The organism is Gardnerella coleohominis, from assembly GCF_002896555.1.
In the GTDB taxonomy this organism is placed as follows: Bacteria; Actinomycetota; Actinomycetes; order Actinomycetales; family Bifidobacteriaceae; genus Bifidobacterium; species Bifidobacterium vaginale_F.
Genome location: NZ_MNLH01000001.1, coordinates 216,824 through 238,277 on the forward strand (window position 1 = coordinate 216,824; position 21,454 = coordinate 238,277).

Annotated in this window: 12 protein-coding genes; 10 read left to right on the top strand and 2 right to left on the bottom strand. The window is 40.4% G+C overall.

All coding sequences use genetic code 11. The annotated features are described in order from the left end of the window. The first annotated feature begins 37 nt into the window (after positions 1-37). On the top strand, positions 38-1,408 hold the full coding sequence (locus tag BFS05_RS00785; protein WP_103084338.1) for a hemolysin family protein: 1,371 nt from the start codon (positions 38-40) through the stop codon (positions 1,406-1,408). Positions 1,409-1,967: 559 nt separating this feature from the next. Then, entirely contained in the window at positions 1,968-2,963 is a 996-nt protein-coding gene (gene era / locus BFS05_RS00790; RefSeq protein WP_258004183.1) for a GTPase Era, read from the top strand. A gap of 147 nt (positions 2,964-3,110) precedes the next feature. Here era and BFS05_RS00795 read toward each other — a convergent pair whose 3' ends face one another. After that, positions 3,111-7,379, bottom strand: a complete 4,269-nt coding sequence (locus BFS05_RS00795; protein WP_103084173.1) for a coiled-coil domain-containing protein — start codon at positions 7,377-7,379, stop codon at positions 3,111-3,113. A gap of 375 nt (positions 7,380-7,754) precedes the next feature. Further along, the gene (locus BFS05_RS00800) at positions 7,755-9,794 is read right to left on the bottom strand and encodes an AMP-dependent synthetase/ligase (RefSeq protein ID WP_103084174.1); all 2,040 of its coding nucleotides are present in this window, start codon (positions 9,792-9,794) and stop codon (positions 7,755-7,757) included. A 476-nt stretch (positions 9,795-10,270) separates the two neighbouring features. Here BFS05_RS00800 and BFS05_RS00805 point away from each other — a divergent pair, with 476 nt between their 5' ends. From BFS05_RS00805 to pyrF, 8 genes are all read left to right on the top strand, one after another. Then, a complete protein-coding gene (locus tag BFS05_RS00805) occupies positions 10,271-10,888 on the top strand; it encodes a 50S ribosomal protein L25/general stress protein Ctc (protein WP_103084175.1) in 618 nt (205 codons plus the stop codon). A 547-nt stretch (positions 10,889-11,435) separates the two neighbouring features. Further along, the gene (locus BFS05_RS00810) at positions 11,436-12,563 is read left to right on the top strand and encodes a branched-chain amino acid aminotransferase (RefSeq protein WP_103084340.1); all 1,128 of its coding nucleotides are present in this window, start codon (positions 11,436-11,438) and stop codon (positions 12,561-12,563) included. Between the two features lie 297 nt (positions 12,564-12,860). Further along, a complete protein-coding gene (locus BFS05_RS00815; RefSeq protein ID WP_103084176.1) occupies positions 12,861-13,640 on the top strand; it encodes a trimeric intracellular cation channel family protein in 780 nt (259 codons plus the stop codon). Positions 13,641-13,791: 151 nt separating this feature from the next. Then, positions 13,792-14,277, top strand: a complete 486-nt coding sequence (locus tag BFS05_RS00820) for a hypothetical protein (protein WP_103084177.1) — start codon at positions 13,792-13,794, stop codon at positions 14,275-14,277. Between the two features lie 67 nt (positions 14,278-14,344). Next, a complete protein-coding gene (locus tag BFS05_RS00825) occupies positions 14,345-17,449 on the top strand; it encodes a bifunctional [glutamine synthetase] adenylyltransferase/[glutamine synthetase]-adenylyl-L-tyrosine phosphorylase (RefSeq protein WP_258004184.1) in 3,105 nt (1,034 codons plus the stop codon). A 133-nt stretch (positions 17,450-17,582) separates the two neighbouring features. Further along, on the top strand, positions 17,583-18,845 hold the full coding sequence (pyrB, locus tag BFS05_RS00830; protein WP_103084179.1) for an aspartate carbamoyltransferase: 1,263 nt from the start codon (positions 17,583-17,585) through the stop codon (positions 18,843-18,845). Positions 18,846-18,910: 65 nt separating this feature from the next. After that, positions 18,911-20,323 (top strand): dihydroorotase, encoded by a 1,413-nt coding sequence (locus BFS05_RS00835; protein ID WP_103084180.1) that lies wholly within the window; start codon positions 18,911-18,913, stop codon positions 20,321-20,323. A 34-nt stretch (positions 20,324-20,357) separates the two neighbouring features. Further along, on the top strand, positions 20,358-21,401 hold the full coding sequence (gene pyrF / locus BFS05_RS00840) for an orotidine-5'-phosphate decarboxylase (protein ID WP_103084181.1): 1,044 nt from the start codon (positions 20,358-20,360) through the stop codon (positions 21,399-21,401). The last annotated feature ends 53 nt before the right edge of the window (positions 21,402-21,454 follow it).

Below are 21,454 nucleotides of genomic sequence, written 5' to 3' on the forward strand. Positions count from 1 at the left end.
CTTTAAAATTCCTGAGCTTCCAGAATTGTCTGTGCAAATGTGGACGGTTGTTGTAGTTTCATTTTTGGTTGCTGTGCTTTTAGTATGGCTTTCATTAGCGATGGCTGCTGCTGAAGGTGCTATACCTAGAGTTACTCGTGCAAGTTTGAATAATATGATGATTGAAGCTCAAACTAACGAGGATGATGTTAGCACTATAGTTCGCATGAGAAAAATAGCCCGAATCCATAGAGTGAAAAGATTGATTGCAGATCGTTATGCTGCTTCTAGTGCTTGTGCTTTTGTGAGAATATTATGCAATCTGCTAGATGGTGTTTTAGTAGCTTCTATAGCTAGTGTTTTTAAATCACCTTTATGGCTGACTATTCTTATTGGCGTTGTTATATCAATAATTGTCGCTGTTATTTCTATTCTTGTTCGTCCAAGATCTGTTGGAGCTGCTCAACCTGTTGCAAAACTTATGAGATTATCGCGTATTGTGCTAATCGCAATAGCTTTAAATCCTTGTGTAAGAGTTGCAAGCGATGTTGATATGGCATCTCGTAAAAAACATACTGATCTTTCAGATGATGAAGCTTTAGAGGATATTCAAAGAGATCAGGCAAAAGCTAGTATAGATCGTTTAGTTGAAGCTAATGATTTCGATCCAGAAGTTTCAGAAATGATGCGGAATGTTCTTACGCTTTCAGATACTTTAACTCGTGAAATTATGGTTCCGCGTACGGATATGATTTGCGTAAAGAATAGCGAAACGTTAGAAGATTTTTTGAAGTTATGCTCTCGCTCAGGATTTTCTCGCGTACCGGTTATCGGTGATTCTGTAGATGATTTGGTTGGAATAGCGTATTTAAAAGATGCTGTTAGAGCAACTGTATTTAATCATGCCGCTTCTAGCAGAGCTGTTTCTACGATTACTCGTGACCCAATGCTTGTTCCGGAATCAAAGCCTGTGGATGATTTATTCCATGAAATGCAACGCATTCGTCAGCATGTTGCTGTTGTAGTTGACGAATATGGCGGTATTGCTGGTTTAGTTACTATTGAAGACGCGATTGAGCAAATTGTTGGCGAATTGGAAGATGAGCATGATCGTACTCAACGCGCTGATCCTGAAGAAATAAGCGATGGAGTATGGCGAATGCCTGCGCGTACGCCTATAGCAGATCTTGAAGATTTGTTTGAAGTACATATTGACGAAGACGATGTTGATACTGTATTTGGATTGCTCACGAAGCTTTTAGGCAATGTTCCTATTGTTGGATCTAGTGCTGTAACAAGAGGTCTTAAGCTAACTGCTGTTGATTCTGCTGGAAGGCGTAAGAAAGTTTCAACAATAGTTGTTGAAAGAGATTTGCAGGGTTTGCAAGAGAATCGTGAAGATACTAATACCAGTAGTTCTGATAAGTAATATTAATAATATTAATAATATTGAAGCTTTTATTCGGAGGATTGAAAGTTATGAGAAGATTAATATCTAGGCTTATTGGAAAATTATTCCAGAAGGTATTAGTAAAAATATTGACTAAAATTTTTACGAAAATTTTTAAAAGAATTTTGAGGAAGCGTAGATAATGCGTAATTTGAAATTTCTTTTATATTCTAAAAATTTTGAAGTTAGTGTGTTAATTGAATAGGTTAATTGAATAATAAAATTGGCTAACTTAATAGGGTAGTAGGCTAGTAAACTAATCGTTTTTAGTAGCCTAATTGAACAATTGAATAATAAAATAATAAAATCTAAAGTTTGATATTAACAGATAATATTTATGTAATGCTTTATTTGATGTAATGTTTTATGTAGTGTTTTGATTTTATGGAATATTTTGAATTTGGATGGATTAATTATGAGTGATCTTAAAGACGATAGTGAATTCGCTAACGACGATAACTTAGATAATGATTTCGATAGTGACGTAGATAGTGATTTAGATAACAACTTTGACGATACTGATGACTTCGACGACGAGATGTTTGCAAATCTAGATGCTTCAACTCGCGCAACGATTTCTACTCCTGATTTTCACGGTTATCGTTCCGGTTTCGTAGCTGTAGTTGGTAGGCCAAACGTTGGTAAATCAACGCTTATGAACGCTCTTATTGGTACGCAAATTGCTATTGCGTCTTCTCGCCCGGAAACTACGCGTAAGGCTATTCGCGGAATTGTTACAACAGATAATGCGCAAATGGTTTTGGTTGATACTCCGGGTATTCACCGTCCGCGTACTCTTCTTGGTCAGCGTTTGAACGATATTGTTGACGAGTCGCTTGCAGATGTTGATGCGATTGCATTCTTGCTTCCAGCAGACCAGGAGATAGGACCAGGAGACAGGCGAATCCTGAGCCGTCTTCGCTCCGATTTTGCTAAAAAAGATGATAAGGGCAATTGGACTTGGAAAGTTCCGCTTATCGGTATTGTTACGAAAATCGATACGCTTAACCGCAGCGAGTTAGTTGCGCATTTGCTTCAAATTCAGCAGTTTGCTGATTTTACGGATATTGTGCCTGTGAGTGCGTTGGAACGCGACAATGTCGACGAAGTTAAGAATGTTTTGATTCAAAACTTGCCGGAAGGTCCACAAATGTATCCGGCGGATCAGCTTAGCGAGGAAAGTCCAGAAAGTATGATTTCGGAGCTTATTCGTGGAGCGTTTTTGGAAGAATTGGATGACGAGTTGCCTCATTCTTTAGCTGTTGTAGTTGACGATATTGTGTATCCGGGTGGCGGCGAGGGCACTCAATACGAAGACAACAAAGCGCATGTGCTTGTGTCTGTTTATGTTGAGCGTGATTCGCAAAAGCCGATTATTATTGGGCATCGTGCGGAGCATTTAGTTCGCGTTAAGAAGCGTTTGCGCACGGCAGTAAATCGCATTACTGGTTCTAAAGCTGTGCTTGAATTGCATGTGAAGGTTGCAAAAGGATGGCAGAGTGACCCTAAGAAGCTTGAGCGTTTGGGATTCTAATTTTACTTAGTGTGTTTTGACGCGCGCGTTTTGCGTAGCGCTTATAAAAAACCGCAGCCGATATAATTTCGACTGCGGTTTTTGTTTTAGTTTTGTTTTAGTTCTATGAATTCACTCAATTTTTATGGAGTGAACCTACATTTTCAACTACATGCGACGATGACGTGCGAAAGATATGCCTCCGCCGATTGCCGCGATTCCTGCTATTGCTGATGCGACTATTGCAGCAACAGTAAGAGTCTTATTTCCTTCCTGCTGAGCTTGTCCAGGATTTCCAGAAGCTTGAGAATTCTTAGATTCTTCCTTCTGCGATTCTTTGTTCTGAGTGCTGTTATTGTTATTAGAATCCTGAGTTTCTTGCTTATTATCTTCTTGCTTTGACTCAGAGTTCTTCTTGTTTTCAGCATTCTTATTCTCAGCAGACTTATTTGCATCATGTGATTGAGCACTGTTCTGATTTGCAGATGTACTTGTAGCAGAAGATGTGCTTTGTGTATGCTGCGTGTTTGCTTTAGTGTTTTTCACTGAAGCTTTCTCATTCGCATGCTCTGCTTTAGTAGACTTTCCAGTTTCACTCTTAACAACAGCCTGTGTAGCGTAATTTTCTGCGGTAGCTGAAGCGAACTCGTTAGATTGTTGTTCAACATCAACAGCAGGAACACTAACATGTGGTGTTTGTGGTGTGAATGGAACATTACTGTTTCCAGTGTTACCAGTGTTTCCAGTGTTTTCGGTATTGTTTGTGCTTCCTGTATTACCAGTGTTGCTGTGGTCGCTTCCTCCCTGACTTGGTTCAACAACCGGTGGCTTTGGTGCAGGTGGTACAACTGGTGGTACAACAGATGGTGTAACAACAGACTCGGGTAGCTGTGTCGCGAGTGTTTTTGCAGACTCGGTGAGTGTTGCAGCAGTAGTTTTCAGTGTATTAACTTTTTCTGTCAGAGTTTGTACGAAGCTTTCAAACTCTGGATAAGCTGCCAAGAACGTTGACTGCATGAAGGATTGCTGAGTTGTTGCGTCAGTAACAACAGCCTTAAACTTTTCTTCCGCAGTCTTAAGATCATTCTGTATCTTTTCAATCTTGGTTTTAGCAGCTTCTACAACTTCCTGAGCAGTCTTAACCTTAGCTTGAGCATTTGTTACAGCAGTCTGAGCAAGTTGAATCTTCTTAACAACATTTTCTTTTGCAGTCTTAACAGCATCATTTGCGTTTGTTAAGGTTTCACCAGCCTTCGTGACTTTTGTTTTCAATGCTTCAAGCTGTGCTGTTACTGTGTTCTGAGTATCTTTAGCGCCTTGAAGAGCAGTCTGAGCAGCTTGAACTTCACTCTTAGCATTTTCAACTTTCTGATTCTCAGATTCAATCTGAGTTGTAAGCTCGCCAATCTTCTTAGTCAGCGTAGTTACCTTCTCATTAGCAACTTTAAGCTCTTTATCAGCCTTAGTTTTGGCAGCTTCAGCAGCTTTGACGGCCTGCTTGGCTGACTCTACATTAGCTTCAGCAGCTGTAATAGCATTGGTAATTTCGCCATCAACTTTTGCTCGCTGTGCCTTGGCAGCAGTGCGAGCTGCTTTAGCAGTCTGCTCTGCAGTTTCAGCTTGTGACTTCAGAGTCTTCGCTTTTTCTTTCAATCCGTTAAGTTCGGTTGTAAGCTGATTAATCTGTTGCTGGCGTGCTTCTTTGCCTAGCTGTGCAGCTTGTTCAGCTTGCTGCTTAGCAGCTTCGTATGCATTCTTAGCGGTATCCCAAGCGTTCTTCAGCTCAGTAGCCTTATTAGCAGCCTCTTCCTTAGCCTTATTTGCTTCCTGAGAAGCAGTTTTAGCCTGTTCAAACGTCGTATTTGCGCTTGCAACAGCCTTCTTAAGATTCTCAATTTCAGACTTTTTGGAATCAGCAGTGCTTATTGAATTAGTAATATCAGTAATTTTAGATTCTATTCTTTGCACTTCAGATCTTGCTTGATTAAGAAGTAGATTAACAATTTCTTGCGGAGCTGCCCACGTTACGCCAGTTTGGCTATAGTACGCAACAAGTTCTTGAGCTTTTTGCTTAAGAACATCAAGTGCGTTCTTTTCCTGATCTTGCAAACCAACTTCAGGTTTAGCGGCATTTGCAGCGTCTAAGTTGTTAGCATCGCTCATATTCAAGTCATAATGCAATTTACGAAGCTCATACTTTTTAACAAACAAATCGTAGTTTGCTTTATTTGCTTCAGCATTCAGCTTGTTGATATTGTCATCCTCTTTCAGCTCTTCTTTAGCGCTGTCACTAAGGCTTTTCTCATAATCTCCAAGAAGCTGCTTATATTTAGCAACGCTAATCGAAGATTCGTCGCTTCCGTGCCATACAGCCACATCTCCCGCGACAACTTCTTTGCTAGTTGTAGACTTTCCGTTTACTGTGGTTATACTTGTAGCTTCTTCCAAGCTCAAGTCGCTTTCAGCGAATCCGCCAGCAGTAATATCTTTGCTAGCAAAATTCGTGTAATGACCCACAGATTCCAAGAAAATATCTTTGAGTTTACTATTATCAGCATCATCTACAAACAACTTAATCTCTGGATGCTGCCACATGTATTGACGTAAATCATAACGATGCTGCTTAAGCATTTCCTTACCAGCATCAGAAATCTTATGTTTTTCATTATTTTTTTCGCCAGTTACAAACGTTCCTGCAACAGCCTTGTCGTAACGCTCTTTTTCAACCGTGTACCATCCGCTAAGAGCGTTATACTTTTCTCCATATTTAGTAGAACAAGACGTATTGCCATTTACTGTTACATAGCACTTGCTATATTCCTGATCCTTGTGATTTGTAGAATCGCCGTCGTAATTGCCCCACGCAAGATTTTCTGCAGTTTTGTATGGTGTGGTTTCCATCACTTCGCTACCCTCATAACCAGGGTGGTTTATTGCATGATCATGATTTGCACCAGAATAGAAGGAGTTTACAATTGACTCAGCAATCAAGCTAAGACGCACGTTAACATCGCCCAACGCCTTTTTCTCTTCAGTATTTGCGCTGTTTTTATCGCTATCTTCTTTGCGTAGCTTGTTGAGCGAATCGTAGTAAGTTGCAGCTTCCTTCATGTTTTGCAATGAATCCGCGCCGCCAACTTTGCCGAGCTTTACAAGATCCTTATACCACATAGGTACTTCTATAACGCGGTCTAGAACGTTTTCTGTTTTGCCTTTGTTCTGGACTTGCTTCATGATTTCGACTCTTTTACCGTTCAAAATCTGCTTAGCGCGCTGAGCGTCTTCAAGAAGAGCTTTATCTTCTTTGCTAGTAGAATTTTTATAAGTTTCAATCACATAATCCAAGAATCCTGCAAAGTTCGCTGTAGTTTTAGAAGTATCTTTCTTAGCAGCTGCATCTGCAGCTTTCTTAGCAGCTTCCACAGCTTTTTCTGCATCGCCCAACTTCTTAACATCTGGGTTATTTTCAAGATCTTTTTCTGCTGAGTTGAGATTGTTTCCAGCGTTATCTAAATCGTTTTTCTTATTTTTAGCTTCCTGAGCCGTTTGAGTTGCTGTAGTATTTGCTTGCTCATAAGCTTGCTTAGCTTCATTTGCTTTCTTCTCTAGCTCTTGCACCTCGGCATTTGTTGATCCGGAACCAGCAGCGTTCAGATTATCTATTTCTTTTTGAATCTTTTCCTGCTGTTCTGTATTAGCTTTTACAGCTTGCTCTGCAGCAGTTTGCTCTTTCTCTTTTTCAGTTGCTGTAGCAGAAAGCTGATTTGCTTGTTCCTGAGCTTTATTCTTATCTTGCTTAGCCTTTTCAAGCTGAGTATTGGCAGTTTGCAGATTACCTGTTTCAGTTTTTACTTTTTCTCCAGCTTTAGTCTGTTCTGTTGTTTTAGTTTGAACGTCTTCGTTTGCAGTTCCAAGCTCTGTAGTTTTTGCATCTTTTTCTTTTTGAGTTGCTTTCAGTTTATTTTCAGCAGCCGTCTGGTTTGCTGTTTCTTGATCAAGAACAGTTCGCTTATCTTTAACACCTTCGTTAGCCTTATCTACCGCAGTCTGATGCTCAGATAATTCCTTATCAGCTTTACCTTTTTCTTCTTCAGCTGTTTGTACTTCTTTTTTCTTATTGTCTAATTCAGTCTGAGCTTCAGTTACTTCCTTGTTGGCTTGAAGTGCCTCGCTATTAGCGTCACTAGCTTCACTTTCAGCCTTATTTACGTCCTCATCAATTTTGCTTTTCTGTGTTTTAGCATCTTCAATAGCTTGCTTAGCTTCTTTTTTAGCTTTATCTGTAGCACTTTCTCCCTGCTGCACTGCAGGAGGATTCGAGTCAGATGGTGGATTAGATGGTGGCTCAGTAGTTGCAGCATTGGCAACACTTGCCATACCAAATAATGCAAGGGAACTTGCGCCTAATGAGATTGCTACTGCGAGTTTGGCGTTCATAAAACCTCTCCTCTTAATCGTTATGTAAATTAGAAGATTTTCATATTCTCTCGGCAAGTTATTCGTTAAGACTGCAACATTATTATTGAAAATGCTGCAATCTTATCTTTAATCTTGCTCACGTAGAACATTGTATTCTTCTACGGGGGGGGGGTATCAAGTTTTTCTCTGTGATTTTAACAAATAGCCATGGATAAATTTGAGAATTAATATAATAAACAAAAACCGCGGCAGACAGTGAATTACAAAGTCAAACCGCGGCTATTTTATTGGTCAGTATAATGCGCAATATCGCCTAAGTTAAAGCAAACTTAAGCAATAAGTTAAAGCACAATAAACTAAAGTAATAAACTTAACGTATTACATAAGTTAATACTACTTTTTGCGCGTAGTGTACATTTGGGTGTTAAGAAGCGTGGCATATCGTTTAATAACACGCGGACGTATCACCTTCATAGATGCTGTTAGCAATCCATTCTCTTGAGTGAACTCTTCAGGAAGAACAATGAACTTTCTCACAGATTCTGCGCGTGAAACGCCTTCGTTAGCAATGTCAACGAACTTTTGAACTTCAGCGCGAACAACAGCATTACGAGCAGCTTCTTCCATAGTCATATTAGCGTCAAGACCCTTGTTCTTAAGCCACGTACGCAAAGTTGGTTCGTCTAAAGTAACTAAAGCGGAAATAAATGGACGTTTATCTCCAAGTACTAAAGCTTGCGAAACAATCTCACAGCGCTTAATTATTTCCTCAATAGGGCTTGGCGCAACGTTCTTTCCGCCAGCTGTAATGATTAAATCTTTCTTTCGGCCTGTAATATAAAGGAATCCTTCATTATCAATACGGCCAAGATCGCCTGTAGCATACCATCCATCTTCAGTGAATGATGTTTCCGTAGCTTCAGCATTCTTATGGTAACGCTTAAATACGCATGTGCCTTTAATCTGAATCTCACCATCATGAGCAATCCTAAGAGTAAATCCAGGGAAAGCGATTCCGACTGAGCCTTCTCTAAATGGAACTCCAAGAGGGCTAAATGCGCATGGTGCAGTAGTTTCAGTCAAGCCGTATCCTTCATATACAGGCACTCCAGCACCGCGGAAGAATGAAAGAAGCTCAGGATCCAATGGGGCTCCGCCTGCAACAATCCAATGCGCGCGACCACCCAAAGCTTGTCGGATAGAATGATAAACCATTTGATCATACGCAGCGCGACGAGCTTGAGTGATTGCTTTAGCCTTGCCGTACTTTGAAATTTCCTTCATATACTGCTGAGCCGTAACAACTGCGCCTTGGAATGCCAATCCTTTTACGCCGTGACCAGCTTTTTGTGAAGCGGCGTTATAAACTTTTTCAAGCACACGAGGAACAACAATCATTACGGTTGGCTTTGCTACTTGCAAATCAGAAATAAGAGTAGAAATGCCTTGAGCAATATAAATTCGCAAAGAACTTGCTACAACAATGTAGTTAATAGCACGAGCAAAAGAGTGAGCTTGCGGTAAGAACAGCAAAACAGATCCATTTTTCTCGCTTAAAAGTTCAGGCAAATAAGTTGGAAGATTAAGAGCTGTAGTGCAATAATGCTCATGCGTCATTTCAACGCCTTTAGGAGCTGCAGTCGATCCGGAAGTATAAACAATAGAGCATAAATCAGTTTTCTTTACAGAATCAATTCTTGCATCCAAAGCTTCGTCGCTAACTGTATATCCAAAAGCTTGAAGTTCGGCCAATCCGCCCGTTTCAATGCAAATAATTCTTTCCAATGTAGGGCAATCTTCAATTGCTCCATCTGCTTTATCGCGCATTTCAGTGGTTCCAACAATTAAGAACCTTGAATCAGAATTATTTACAATATTGCGAATCTGCTCTGCAGAATCAGTGTCATAAATAGTAGCTAAAACGCCTCCGCAAGCCATAATAGCTGCATCAATAACATCCCATTCATAGGATGTTTTACACATAAGAGATACAGAATCGCCTTTCTTCAATCCGTAATGCATTAAGCCTTTTGCGGCTGCTCGAACTTCTGAAAGAAACTCGTTAGCTGTTTTAGTAATCCAACGATTTCCGTTTTTATAAGTGTAAAGAGGATCATCGCCCATACGAGATGCACGATTAGCATACAAGTCGTAAATACTTGTTCCATCGTCTAAAGGAGGATTTCCTTGAGTGCTTGTAGTCAGTAAACCAGTTTCAGGATCAACCATAGTAGTGGTTGGCATTCCTGGACCCCACTCGTCAACTCTTGGAAGGAGCGGATTTACGCTACCTTCTGATACGTTATGCAATTCCGGATAATCTGGTCCACCTGCTCGATCATCGCTGACAGGATGTGCAAAGTTACCACTAATATGCAGTGCTTTTCTTGCTAGATTAAATGCCTGCTGCTGGAGTGTATTAAGGACGGACACATCTGCTCCTTCATCATGCCGAAATCGGCTACTTCTTAGCGCACAAAAATAATACGCTTTATTACTAATACATATGATAATAGTCCATATGCTCAAGCATATTGATGATTGCTACAATAAAAGTGATAAATTTTTTCAAATATTTTCAAATTTGTCACAATAAGTTCATTTATATTCGTTATTGCAATTGTTGAAGTTGGTGAAGTTATTGCAAATATAGTAGCTATTCCAGGTAATACAGATATTCAAGCTATTACAGATATTAAATTTATTAAATCCATTAAATCAATTTCGACTTTATTGTATTCAAAATTTAGTCTTTGCGGTTAGTTATACTAGCAAAGTTGCTTTGGCGAGGGAACCGCTAGTTAAAGGTGAGTTCCGTTATCGACTGGGCTGATAGCCAGCTTATGGTGGTTTTCGGCGCGTCGGTGCGCCTGAAGCTGGATTAATAACCAGACCATAAGGAGACCGATATGGCTACAAAGATTACTCTTGAAGGCAATGAACGCAATGAGTTCGGTAAGGGCGTTGCTCGCCGTTTGCGTGTTGCTCAATTAATTCCTGCAAGCATTTATGCTGGCGGTGCTGAACCAGTTCACGTTACGCTCCCAATGAAGGAAACTACTTTGGCTTTGCGTCACGCTAACGCTTTGTTCACTATTAAGTTCGGCAACGAATCTCGTATCGCAGTTGTTAAGGACGTTCAGCGCAATCCTGTAAAGCGCATCGTAGAGCACATTGATTTCTACGAAGTTAAGGCTGGAGAAAAGATTGACGTTGAAGTTCCAGTCTTCGTTGAAGGTACTCCAAAGGGTGCTGCTGTTGCATTTGTTGACGTTCAGGAACTTAAGGTTCGCGCTGATGTTGCTAACTTGCCAGAGCGCTTGGTTGTTAACGTTGATGGCTTAACTGACGGTACCAAGGTGTTTGCTAAGGATGTAAAGCTTCCTGAGGGTGCTGAGCTTGATATGGATGGCGAAGAGTCCGTTGTAAGCGTTGTTGTTCCTGAAGACGCTGCTACAGAAGAAGCAGCTCCAGCAGCCGACGCTGCCGCTGCTGCTGATGCCGCTCCAGCTGCAGACGCTAAGTAAAATTTTGTAAATCTTAAATTTTAAGCTTAAATCTCACAGTTTTACAGTTTTAAAATTAAGATTAGTTAATCTAGTTATCTAGTAATCTAGAAAATCTAGTTAATTAGGCTCTCGTAAGTAAATCTTATGCGAGCCTAATTTTTTTATCTTTTTGTCACTTTAATTTGTTGTAAGTAAATCTTTTTTTATTCTTTTATATATGTGTCTTCGTATGTATTCGCGTATCTATCTATATCCGTGATATCCGCAATACTCGTGATACCTGTAATATACGTATATCATCTGTATTTGTATACAGTATCTATACCTTATATATTGTTATATCGAATTCGAATAATAATTTTTGCTAATCATATATAACTTATATGCGTGTAAAGATTAATAATGATATTGTGAATGATGCTAAGACATATGAGAGTTAGGCGTCTGATTTTCGAATACTCAAAATTAGTGCTTAGAATGTTTTATAATAATGCATTTATAAAATACATGCTGAAAGAAAGAGGCATTAATGACTGATTCAATGGAAGAAGCAAATTCATTAGTAATGCAAGAAAATCATTGTGATACAAACTATTTAGATGATCTTGTAAGTAAATTTACAGTTTTACCTAATCCGAATGCTGCAAGCGACGCTAAGCGGAATGAGCTTATCGATAAGCCTGCTTTTGGTCAGATTTTCTCAGACAATATGGCCCACATGTCTTGGACTAAAGGCGAAGGATGGTCTGATCGTCGCGTAGAGCCTTACGGTCCATTGAAAATGGATCCAGGCGCATCCGTTTTACATTACGCTCAGGAATGTTTTGAAGGTTTGAAAGCGTATAAGCGTACTGATGAATCTATTTGGCTTTTCCGCCCAGACGTTAATGCTACAAGATTCCAAAATTCTGCTAAACGTTTGTATTTGCCAGAACTTTCAGTTGACGATTTTATTGGATCAGTTGCAGCTTTAGTAAAGCGAGATAGACAATGGGTTCCAAGTCGTCGCGAGTACACACTTTACATGCGTCCATTCATGTTTGCTTCTGAACCATTCCTTGGCGTGCGTGAAGCCCACGAAGTTGAGTACTGTGTTATTGCTTCTCCATCTGGCCCATACTTCAAGGGCGGTTTGAAGCCTGTTAGCATTTGGGTTGAAGATCAGTGGTTCCGCACAGGCCCTGGCGGTACCGGTTTTGCTAAGTGCGGCGGGAATTATGCAGCTTCTCTACTTGGCGAATATAAAGGTATTGAACATGGCTGTGAGCAAGTATGCTTTGTTGACGCTGCAACTAAGACATACCTAGAAGAGCTAGGCGGAATGAATGTATTTGCACTTCATAAGGATGGCCATTTAGAAACGCCTTCGTTAACAGGAAATATTTTGCCTGGCGTAACTAGACGTTCAATTATTCAACTTGCGGAAGATCATGGTCATGAAGTTACAGAAACTATGATTCCGTTAGAGAAATTACTCGAAGATATTCGCTCTGGTGAAGTTACTGAAGTGTTCGCATGCGGTACAGCCGCGATTATTACTCCAATCGGAAGATTTAAATCAGAAAAATTCGAGGTTGAAGTTTCCGGATGCGAAGTTGGCAAACTTACAAAAGAATTACGAGATGAATTGCTCGGCATTCAACTTGGTGAAGTAGAAGATACTCATAATTGGATGTGGAAAGTTTGCAATTAGTTATAAATATCTAGAGCTATAAAGCTATAGAATATAGAACTACGGGATATAAAACTATAAAGTTTTGAAACTGTAGAATTTTAAAACTCGAGTTTTCATAACTTTAGCAATTTCAAAAAATAGAATAAAAGTAAAAGTAAAACAAAAAATAGAATAAAAATGGAATAAAAAGCGCGTCAAACTATAAGAATATAAGCAATGCGTATTAGCAAAAGGTATAAGCTTGTAGGTGGCGCGCTTATTGTATGCTAAAAGATTATTAATAAGATCAGAAATATTTCTTTCGAAAGGAGCCTTGTGGAAGGAGCATTAGGCGATAACATTTTCTTCCTTGTCGTTGAATATATTGCTATGGGATGCTGTGGCATGGTTGGAGGAATGTGGGCAATACGTAAGAAGTATGATCTTTTTGCAATTATTACAACATCATGGATTACTGCTTTGGGCGGCGGTATTGTGCGTGATGTGCTGCTTGGAGCATTACCTCCAGTTGGTATTGCAGATAGAGGATTCGTTTTCACTGGATTAGCTGCAGGATTATTAGTAGCTATTGCGCATCCTGAGATAGACAAATGGAAATGGCTTATGCTAACTCTTGATGCTCTAGCGCTTGGGCTTTTTGCTGTTAATGGTACTGCTAAAGCTTTGGATTTTGGAATGTCTGGAATGGCATCCGTATTTTTAGGCATGTTTACAGCTCTAGCAGGTGGACTTATTAGAGATATGATGCTTAACCAAGTTCCAGTTGTTGTAAGAGATAAACACTGGTATGCGTTCCCAGCTGCAATAGGTTGCATTTTAACTGTTTTTGTATGGAAAGGCGCGCATAGTAGAACTTTTGACGTTAAAACAGAAATGATTCTCGATACGTGCATTGTACTTCTTGTAGTTGTTATGCGAATTATCTCAGTAAAATTCGATTTGACTTTATTGGGAGCCGCTAAAAGAACCAAGCCAATTAAAGTAAGCACTCCTAAAATTCGCATTCATAAAAAACGTAAACGAAATAACATCAATAACAATCTAATATTGTCTAACGCTAATAAAGATGTAACGAAAAACGATGAAGATTTATAAAATTTTTATTAAAGAAAATAGTTAGTAGATAGTTAGTAGATAGTTAGAAAATAGCATAAAAGACTAATATGTTTGTTAGAAAAACAAATAATTGTGATGCTAGTACGATGGTAAACTAAAAGTATTGCTGCTACTTAAGAAAGGTAATGCCATGTCACTTATTGAAATTGCCGTAACTATTATTGCTTTTCTATTGTCTGTAGTAATTGGAATTTATTTTGCTGGAATACCTCTTAGAACGTCCTCAATGACTAAGGTACAAAATATTCTTCAACAAATTTTAAGCGTGCTTTGCTTCGTTGCAGTAATCGTGTTATTTGTAATGAAAATGCGAGTTGCAACTGTAGCTGTTATTGTTGCATTAGTGTTAGGTATGTTTATTGGGAAAATTCCTGCTGTTCACCGTTTTCTTTTAAAGCAGTTTCCTTATGTGTTTTTGAGGAAGAATGATCCTAGATTTGATTTATTAAAACAGTATTCTGAAGAAACTTCTAAAGAGGCTGATAAGGAAACTTCTAAAGAGACCAATAATCAAACTAGCGAATCTAGCGAAACTAATCAAAGCAATGAAACTAGAAAGACTAGTGAAAATGGCGGAAATGGTGAAAATAATACTTCCGGAAAAAATTTTGAATAATTCATCTCACGATACTTATAGTGACGCTTCCAATGTCACTTTCAATGACTCTTCCGATTACACTTCCATGAGTGCAAGAGATTTCATTAAAGCAGGGTTTTTGCGCCCTGATTTAGCTCGCGAAGCAATGGAGACAATTAGCAGAATTTGTCCTGATATTACAGCTAAATTATTGTTTGATTCTATTAGCGTTGTTGAAGATTGCGATGCAGCAGTATTAGCTTTAAGAGATTTAGTAAATATTTACCCAGATATTATAAAAGATATTCTTGTTCATAATCCTCAATCTCATGACTTTACTTCTTTATTGCAAGTTCTTGGAGCGTCAAACGCATTAGGCGTTTTAATGCGCACGCATCCGGATCTTATAAAAGCTGCATCTAGCGATCCTAATCATCTACTGCATATGACTAGAGATGAGCGTTGTGAGGATCTATTAAATTCGGTACAAGCTAATATCGCGACTGTAGTTTCTTCATCGAATAATGATTCTTCTGTAAATATTCCTGTTTCTTCACTTGGCTTTGCGCAAGCTGTTTCATCACTTCGAGCGCGATATCGTGAGCATATTGCTGCAATTATGGCAGCCGATTTAGCGAGCGCAGACCCTGTGGAAGTGCAGCCAGATATTAGTTGTAAACTTTCCGACGCTGCCGATGCCGCTTTAGAGGCTGCTTTAGCTATTGCTCGTGGACAAGTTAGCGGATCTTCAGCTTGTAGATTTGCAATAATTGCAATGGGTAAGTTGGGTGCTCAAGAAATTAATTATGTTTCAGATATTGATTTGATTTATGTTGTTGAGCCTTCGGATAGTCAACCGCAAGATGCTGCAATTAGAGTCGGCACATCTATGGCAATGGTTTTGCAAAAAGTATGCCAGTCTGTTGTTATGGGATGTTCAGAGCCTCCTTTATGGCAGATTGATACGGCTCTTCGTCCTGAAGGTAAAGATGGTCCTCTTGTTCGACGTCTTGAATCTCATAGGGAATATTATGAAAAGTGGGCGAGTAGTTGGGAATTTCAAGCTCTTTTAAAGTCTCGCCAAGCAGCAGGAGATATTTCTCTTGGAAAATCCTATAGGGATATGGTTGAGCCGTTTATTTGGAAGGCTTCTAGGCGTGATCATTTTGTTTCTGACTGCCAGCATATGCGTCAACGTGTTGAGTCGCTTATTCCTGCTTCGCAACGAGATCTTGACATGAAGCTTGGTCGCGGTGGTTTACGAGACGTTGAATTTACAGTGCAAATGCTTCAGCTTGTTCATGGAAGTGAAGATTCTTCCTTGCATGTTAGAGACACTCTTTCTGCTTTACAAGCATTAGCAGTTGGTGGATATGTTTCAAGATCGCAAGCTGCAACTTTGGCTGAGCATTATCGTTTTGAAAGAGTTCTTGAGCATCGTCAGCAAATGTGGAATATGCATCGCACACATTTATTCCCGGATTTAGGCGCTAAAGGTAACGGTGGTTTGGATCGTGCTCGCACAGTTTGCGCTGAGCAGCTTAACAATAATGAGCAAATTCGTAGGCTTGCGCGTGCTGTTAGATTACGTCCTGAAGAGCTTGTTGCGCAATTCGATAAAGCTCGACGTGAAATTCGTCATTTGCACAAAGATATTTATTACCGGCCAATGCTTCCGATTAACGCGCAATCTGACTCTGATCCTATTGTTCTTGCGCCTGAAGCCGCTCGTGCAAGATTTGCATCAATTGGTTTTGCGGATCCTCGCGCCGCACAATTGCATGTTGAAGCTCTTACCGAGGGACTTTCGCGCGCTGCTAAAATCCATAGAATTTTACTTCCAGCTGTTTTGAAATGGCTAGGCGATGGGCAGAATCCAGATATGGGTTTGCTTGCGTGGAGACGTCTTTCTGAACGATTTGGTGGCAAGAATACGTATCTTGGTTTTTTGCGTGATTCTCCTTCTGCAGCTCAACGTCTTTGCCATGTGTTGGCTGATTCGCGCTATTTAGGTGATGCAATGATGCAATCTATACAGTCAATTACGTGGCTCGGAGATGACGAAGCATTATCTGCTCGCGGACGTGAAAGTTTAGATATGCAAACGCATGCAATGCTAGCAAGGTATGACACTAGTATTGATGATTTTGCGCAATATTTGCGAGCGCTTCGCCGTCAAGAAATTGAGCGAGTAGCTTTAGCTTGGATGTGTGGATTAATTGACGACGACGCTTCTATGCTTGCAATGAGTGATGTTTTTGATGCTGTTTTAGATGCTGCTTTGCAATGGTCTATGCGCGATGCTGCTTTGCGAATGAATTTTAACTCTAATCAAGCTGAAATTGCGATTATTGCTTTAGGACGTTATGGCGGCAGGGAAGTAAATTTCTGTTCTGACGCAGACATAATGGTAATTTATAAGCCAGTTGACGAAGATTGCGATTTAAATGCTGCTCATCGTTTTGCTCAAACAACTGTAGATATTTTGCGAAATATTCTCCAAGGATCGCTTACGCTTGAGCCAAAAATTATGGTTGATTTGGATTTGCGCCCGGAAGGCAAAGACGGTCCGTTAGTTCGCAGTCTAGAATCTTGTGAAAAGTATTATCGTCAGTGGGCGAGTACGTGGGAGCGTCAAGCATTATTGCGCGCGCGGTTTGCTGCAGGTTCTAAAGAATTAGCCGATGCTTTGCTTAATGGGGTTGTAAACGAATTGCGTTACTCGGAAAATCCGCTTAGTGAATCGCAGCTTGCTGAAATTCGTAAGCTCAAAGCTCGCATGGAGGCAGAGCGTTTACCTAGAGGCGTAAGTAGGGATCGTCATTTAAAGCTTGGCCGTGGCGGATTGAGTGACGTTGAGTGGACAGTGCAATTAATGCAATTGCAATATGCTTCAAAGCATGAGTCTTTGCGAGTAGTTGGAACTATGCAAGCCTTGAAAGCATTGCAATCTGAGAATTTGATAAGCAATGAAGATGCCGAAGTTTTAAGTCGATGCTGGCATATGTGTTCTGCTGTTCGAAACGCAAACTTCTTGTGGTCAGGATCAATGTCTCGCGCAGATATAATTCCAACTGACTCGTATTCATTAGGCGGAATTGCTACATACCTTGGATATGAGTCGAATCAAGGTCGCGTTTTCGAAAACGATCTTTTAGCAACCATGCGTCAATGCCGCGAAACAATGTCTCGCCTATTCTATGGGCGCTAGTGTTATGGCGTAATTGCGTCATAGTATTACGCCACTCCGGTGGGTGCATTCGTCAACGCAAATAAGTAGAATTGCGTAGGTCGCGTAGTATGTGACCGTCTTGCCAACTGACGAAAGGTAAGCGATATTTATTATGATGAATGCAGTTAACGTTTCTAGTTCCTCTAATTCTTGTAATTCTTCTGATTCTTCTAATCAAAGTTTTTCTCGTTATACGATTGCTAATTCATTAGCAGGCAAAAGCGTTGTTACATTAGACGATATTTCAACAGCACAAATACGAATGCTTTTAGATAAAGCGCGATACATTGATTCGCACCGTAAAGAAGTGGCTCACACTTGCGATGGCAGAGTGTTGGCCACTCTTTTTTATGAGCCAAGCACTCGCACTCGTTTAAGCTTCGAAACAGCAATGCTGCGTTTAGGAGGTAAGGTAATCGGTTTTGCCGGCGCGCAACTTTCTAGCGCAAGCAAAGGTGAAACTGTAAATGATACTTTGAAAGTTGTATCAAATTATGTTGATGTCGTTGCGATGCGTCATCCAAAGGAGGGTGCTGCTTTCGTTGCAACACAAGCTGTGAGCACGCCTATTATTAACGCTGGTGACGGCGGTCATATGCATCCTACGCAAACTCTTGCAGACTTGGCAACTATTCTTGCTAGATTTGGTCGCCTTAATAATCTCACTGTCGGCTTGTGCGGCGACTTAACATACGGTCGCACTGTTCACTCGCTTATTGAAACTTTGTGCCGTTTTGGAAATGTTCATTTTGTTCTAATTAGCCCAGATGAGCTTAAAACTCCTCAGTATGTAATCGATCGCATTAACGATACGCCTTCGTGCACTTACGAAGAGACTCGCGACTTGATGGAAGTTATTGGCAGCTTGGACGTGCTTTATATGACGCGCGTGCAAGAAGAGCGTTTTACAGATCGCGAACAATACTTGCGACTTCGTGACACGTACATTTTGACGGAAGAAAAATTGCAAAAAGCAAAATCTTATATGCCAGTGCTTCATCCGCTTCCGCGTATTAACGAAATCGCTGTTGATGTTGATGACGATCCTCGTGCAGCATACTTTGAGCAGGTTAAAAATGGCATGCTTATGCGTATGGCTTTGGAAAGTTCTGTATTAGGAGATGAGCTTGCAGGATATCAGCCAACTGATTTGGTTCAAGTACCTTGCGAAGAAGCTGAAGCGTGCGATGCTAATGGTATTTCTTTGGCTAAGCCAAGAATTCATACAGCTGATTTGAATGCTCCTGAAAATCTCGAATGCCCGAATCCTCGATGCATAACGAACAGTGAGCTAACTCTTAAGCATAAATTCTATAAGTCTGAGTCTCAAAGGCATGAATATCATTGCTTATATTGTGACGAAGAATCTAAATGAAAATAAAATATATTAGAATAATTAAATAACAATAAAAATTAAAAGTTACGCAAACTAGGAGTGATATGAACGAAGCACGTACCTTAACTTTGCGCAATATCTCTGTTTGGGATACAGGCGAGCGCATTGATCTTATTATAGATGGCGTTCGACAGGATGCTCTTATAGAGAAAAATGCGCGAATTAGTGGAGATATTGATGCTAGCAGTTGGACTATTGCTCCTGGCTTTGCTGATCCTCATGTACACTTTAGAGATCCTGGCCAAACGGCAAAAGAAACTATGATGACAGGCGCAAATGCTGCGGCTGCAGGTGGATACACGCAAGTTTTGATTATGCCGAATACGATTCCTGCAGTTGATGGCGAGCCTTGGAACGATGCTCCTTTTGACGTAGAAAATGTTATTGACTATTTGCAGCGATACGGATGCATCTACGGAGTAAAGTTGCCTGTTCGCTACGACTTAAGCGTGTGCGCATCATTAGGACGAGAGGGTTTGAAGCCTAGCAATATTGAACTTTGGAAAAAATATGTTCCGGGAATTTGCGATGACGAAAAAACTTCTCCTATGAAAAAGCATCCAATCACTGCTATAAGTGACGATGGTGCTGCTGTTCCTGAACCGATTTTACGAGATGTTCTTAAAATGGCGAAACAAACTGGCTTGCCGTTCGTTGAGCATTGCGAGCATCACGATACCGGTTCTGTAAATGATGGGCCTGTTGCAAAAATGCTTGGTGTTGGTGGAATTCCAGCTTCTACTGAGCTTGCAATTGTGCAACGAGATATTGATGCCGCTAAAGAAACTGGCGTTCATGTGCATTTCCAGCATGTGAGTACAGCTGCTGCATTTGAGGCTATTCGTAAAGCGAAAAAAGAGGGATTGCCGATTACGTGTGAAACAGCACCTCACTATTTAGCTTTGTGTGATGAGGATGTTTTGCGATATGGCGCGATGGCTAAGATGAATCCTCCTCTTCGTTCTAAGGCGGATCGTCAAGCAACATTAGCCGCTATTGCGGATGGCACTATTGATATGATCGCAACCGATCACGCTCCTCATACAGTTGAGGATAAATCTGGAGACTTTGCAAAAACTCCTAATGGAATTATTGGTCTTGAGTGCGCTTATGGCGTTTGCAGAAAAGTTCTTGTTGAAGCCGGATACACAGATGACAAACACCTAATTGAATTAATGGCTGTAAATCCGATGCAATTGATGAGTAGAAGACCTACTGATATTGCTGCAATGTTGAACGTATCTGCAAGATGCGCTACAAAAAGAACTTTGCGATTAAACCTTACAGAACATCCTGAAAATGTTGATTTAGTTGTTATTAATATGAATGAGAATTGGACTGTTGACGCAAATTCATTCCATTCTAAAGCTCGTAACACTCCTTTTGACGGTTGGCATCTTACTGGAAGGCCGGTGGCGACGATTATTGGCTCAGAAATTGCTTTCTCAAGAATGTGATTGAAGTTAAATACAGTTAGGTTTGTGGTGAATTATGGACGAATTAATTGAAGCGATTGCAGCTAAGCAAAATCCTAGCGTAGTGGGCTTGGATCCTAAGCCTGGAATTGTTCCTGCAGAAATTATTAGCGGTCTTGCTGACGAAGTTTTACAAGAAGTTAGCAAAGAGGAAGCTTTACCAACGCTTCTTGCAACTGCTTATTTTGAGTTTAATCGTGCGATTATTGATGCTGTTTCGGATATCGTGCCTGCAGTAAAGCCGCAAATCGCAATGTATGAGGCGCTTGGTCCTGCTGGTATCGATACTTACACGATGACTTGTGAATACGCAAAATCGCAAGGATTAGTTGTAATTGGAGATGCAAAGCGCGGGGATATTGGATCTACAGCTGGCCAATATGCGGCTCATTTAAGCGGTTTTGCTAATCTTTCTGTCTACTTTGATGACGACAGCGCTACTGGTAGTGAGCTGCCGCAATCTCTTAAAAATCTTCTAAAAAGCTCTAAAAATTTTGACGTCTGGCATGAAGATTCTCTTACAGTAAATCCTTATATGGGTTCGGATGGAGTGAAGCCTTTTATTGACGAAGCAGTAGCGCACGATAAAAGCATTTTTGTGCTGCTTCGCACCTCGAATCCTTCTAGCAAAGAGCTACAGGAGCTTATTTTGCAAGATGGAAAGCCAGTGTATGAGCATATGGCTGATTTAATTGAGAACTGGGGTGCTTCAAACATTGGAAAGCACGGTTATTCTAAAGTCGGTGCTGTTGTTGGAGCTACGCATCCGGAAGAAGGTAAGCGTTTGCGCGAGATTATGCCGCACACTTTCTTCCTGGTTCCAGGTTATGGTGCTCAAGGCGGTACAGCTCAAGATGTTGCTGGAATGTTTGATGCAAATTCTGAAGGTGCTATTGTAAATTCTTCGCGCGGTATTATTGGTGCTTGGAAAAAATCAGAAGATTATTTAAAGCATCAAGGTCACATGTCTCTTGATGACATTCTTGATATTGTGCATGATTCTGCAGCTGTTGCAGCGAGGAACATGCGAGATGACTTGCGGAATGCAGTTTATCGCTAGAATGTATAACTAAAAAATAAAACTTAAAAATAAATTAAAATCAAAACTAAAAC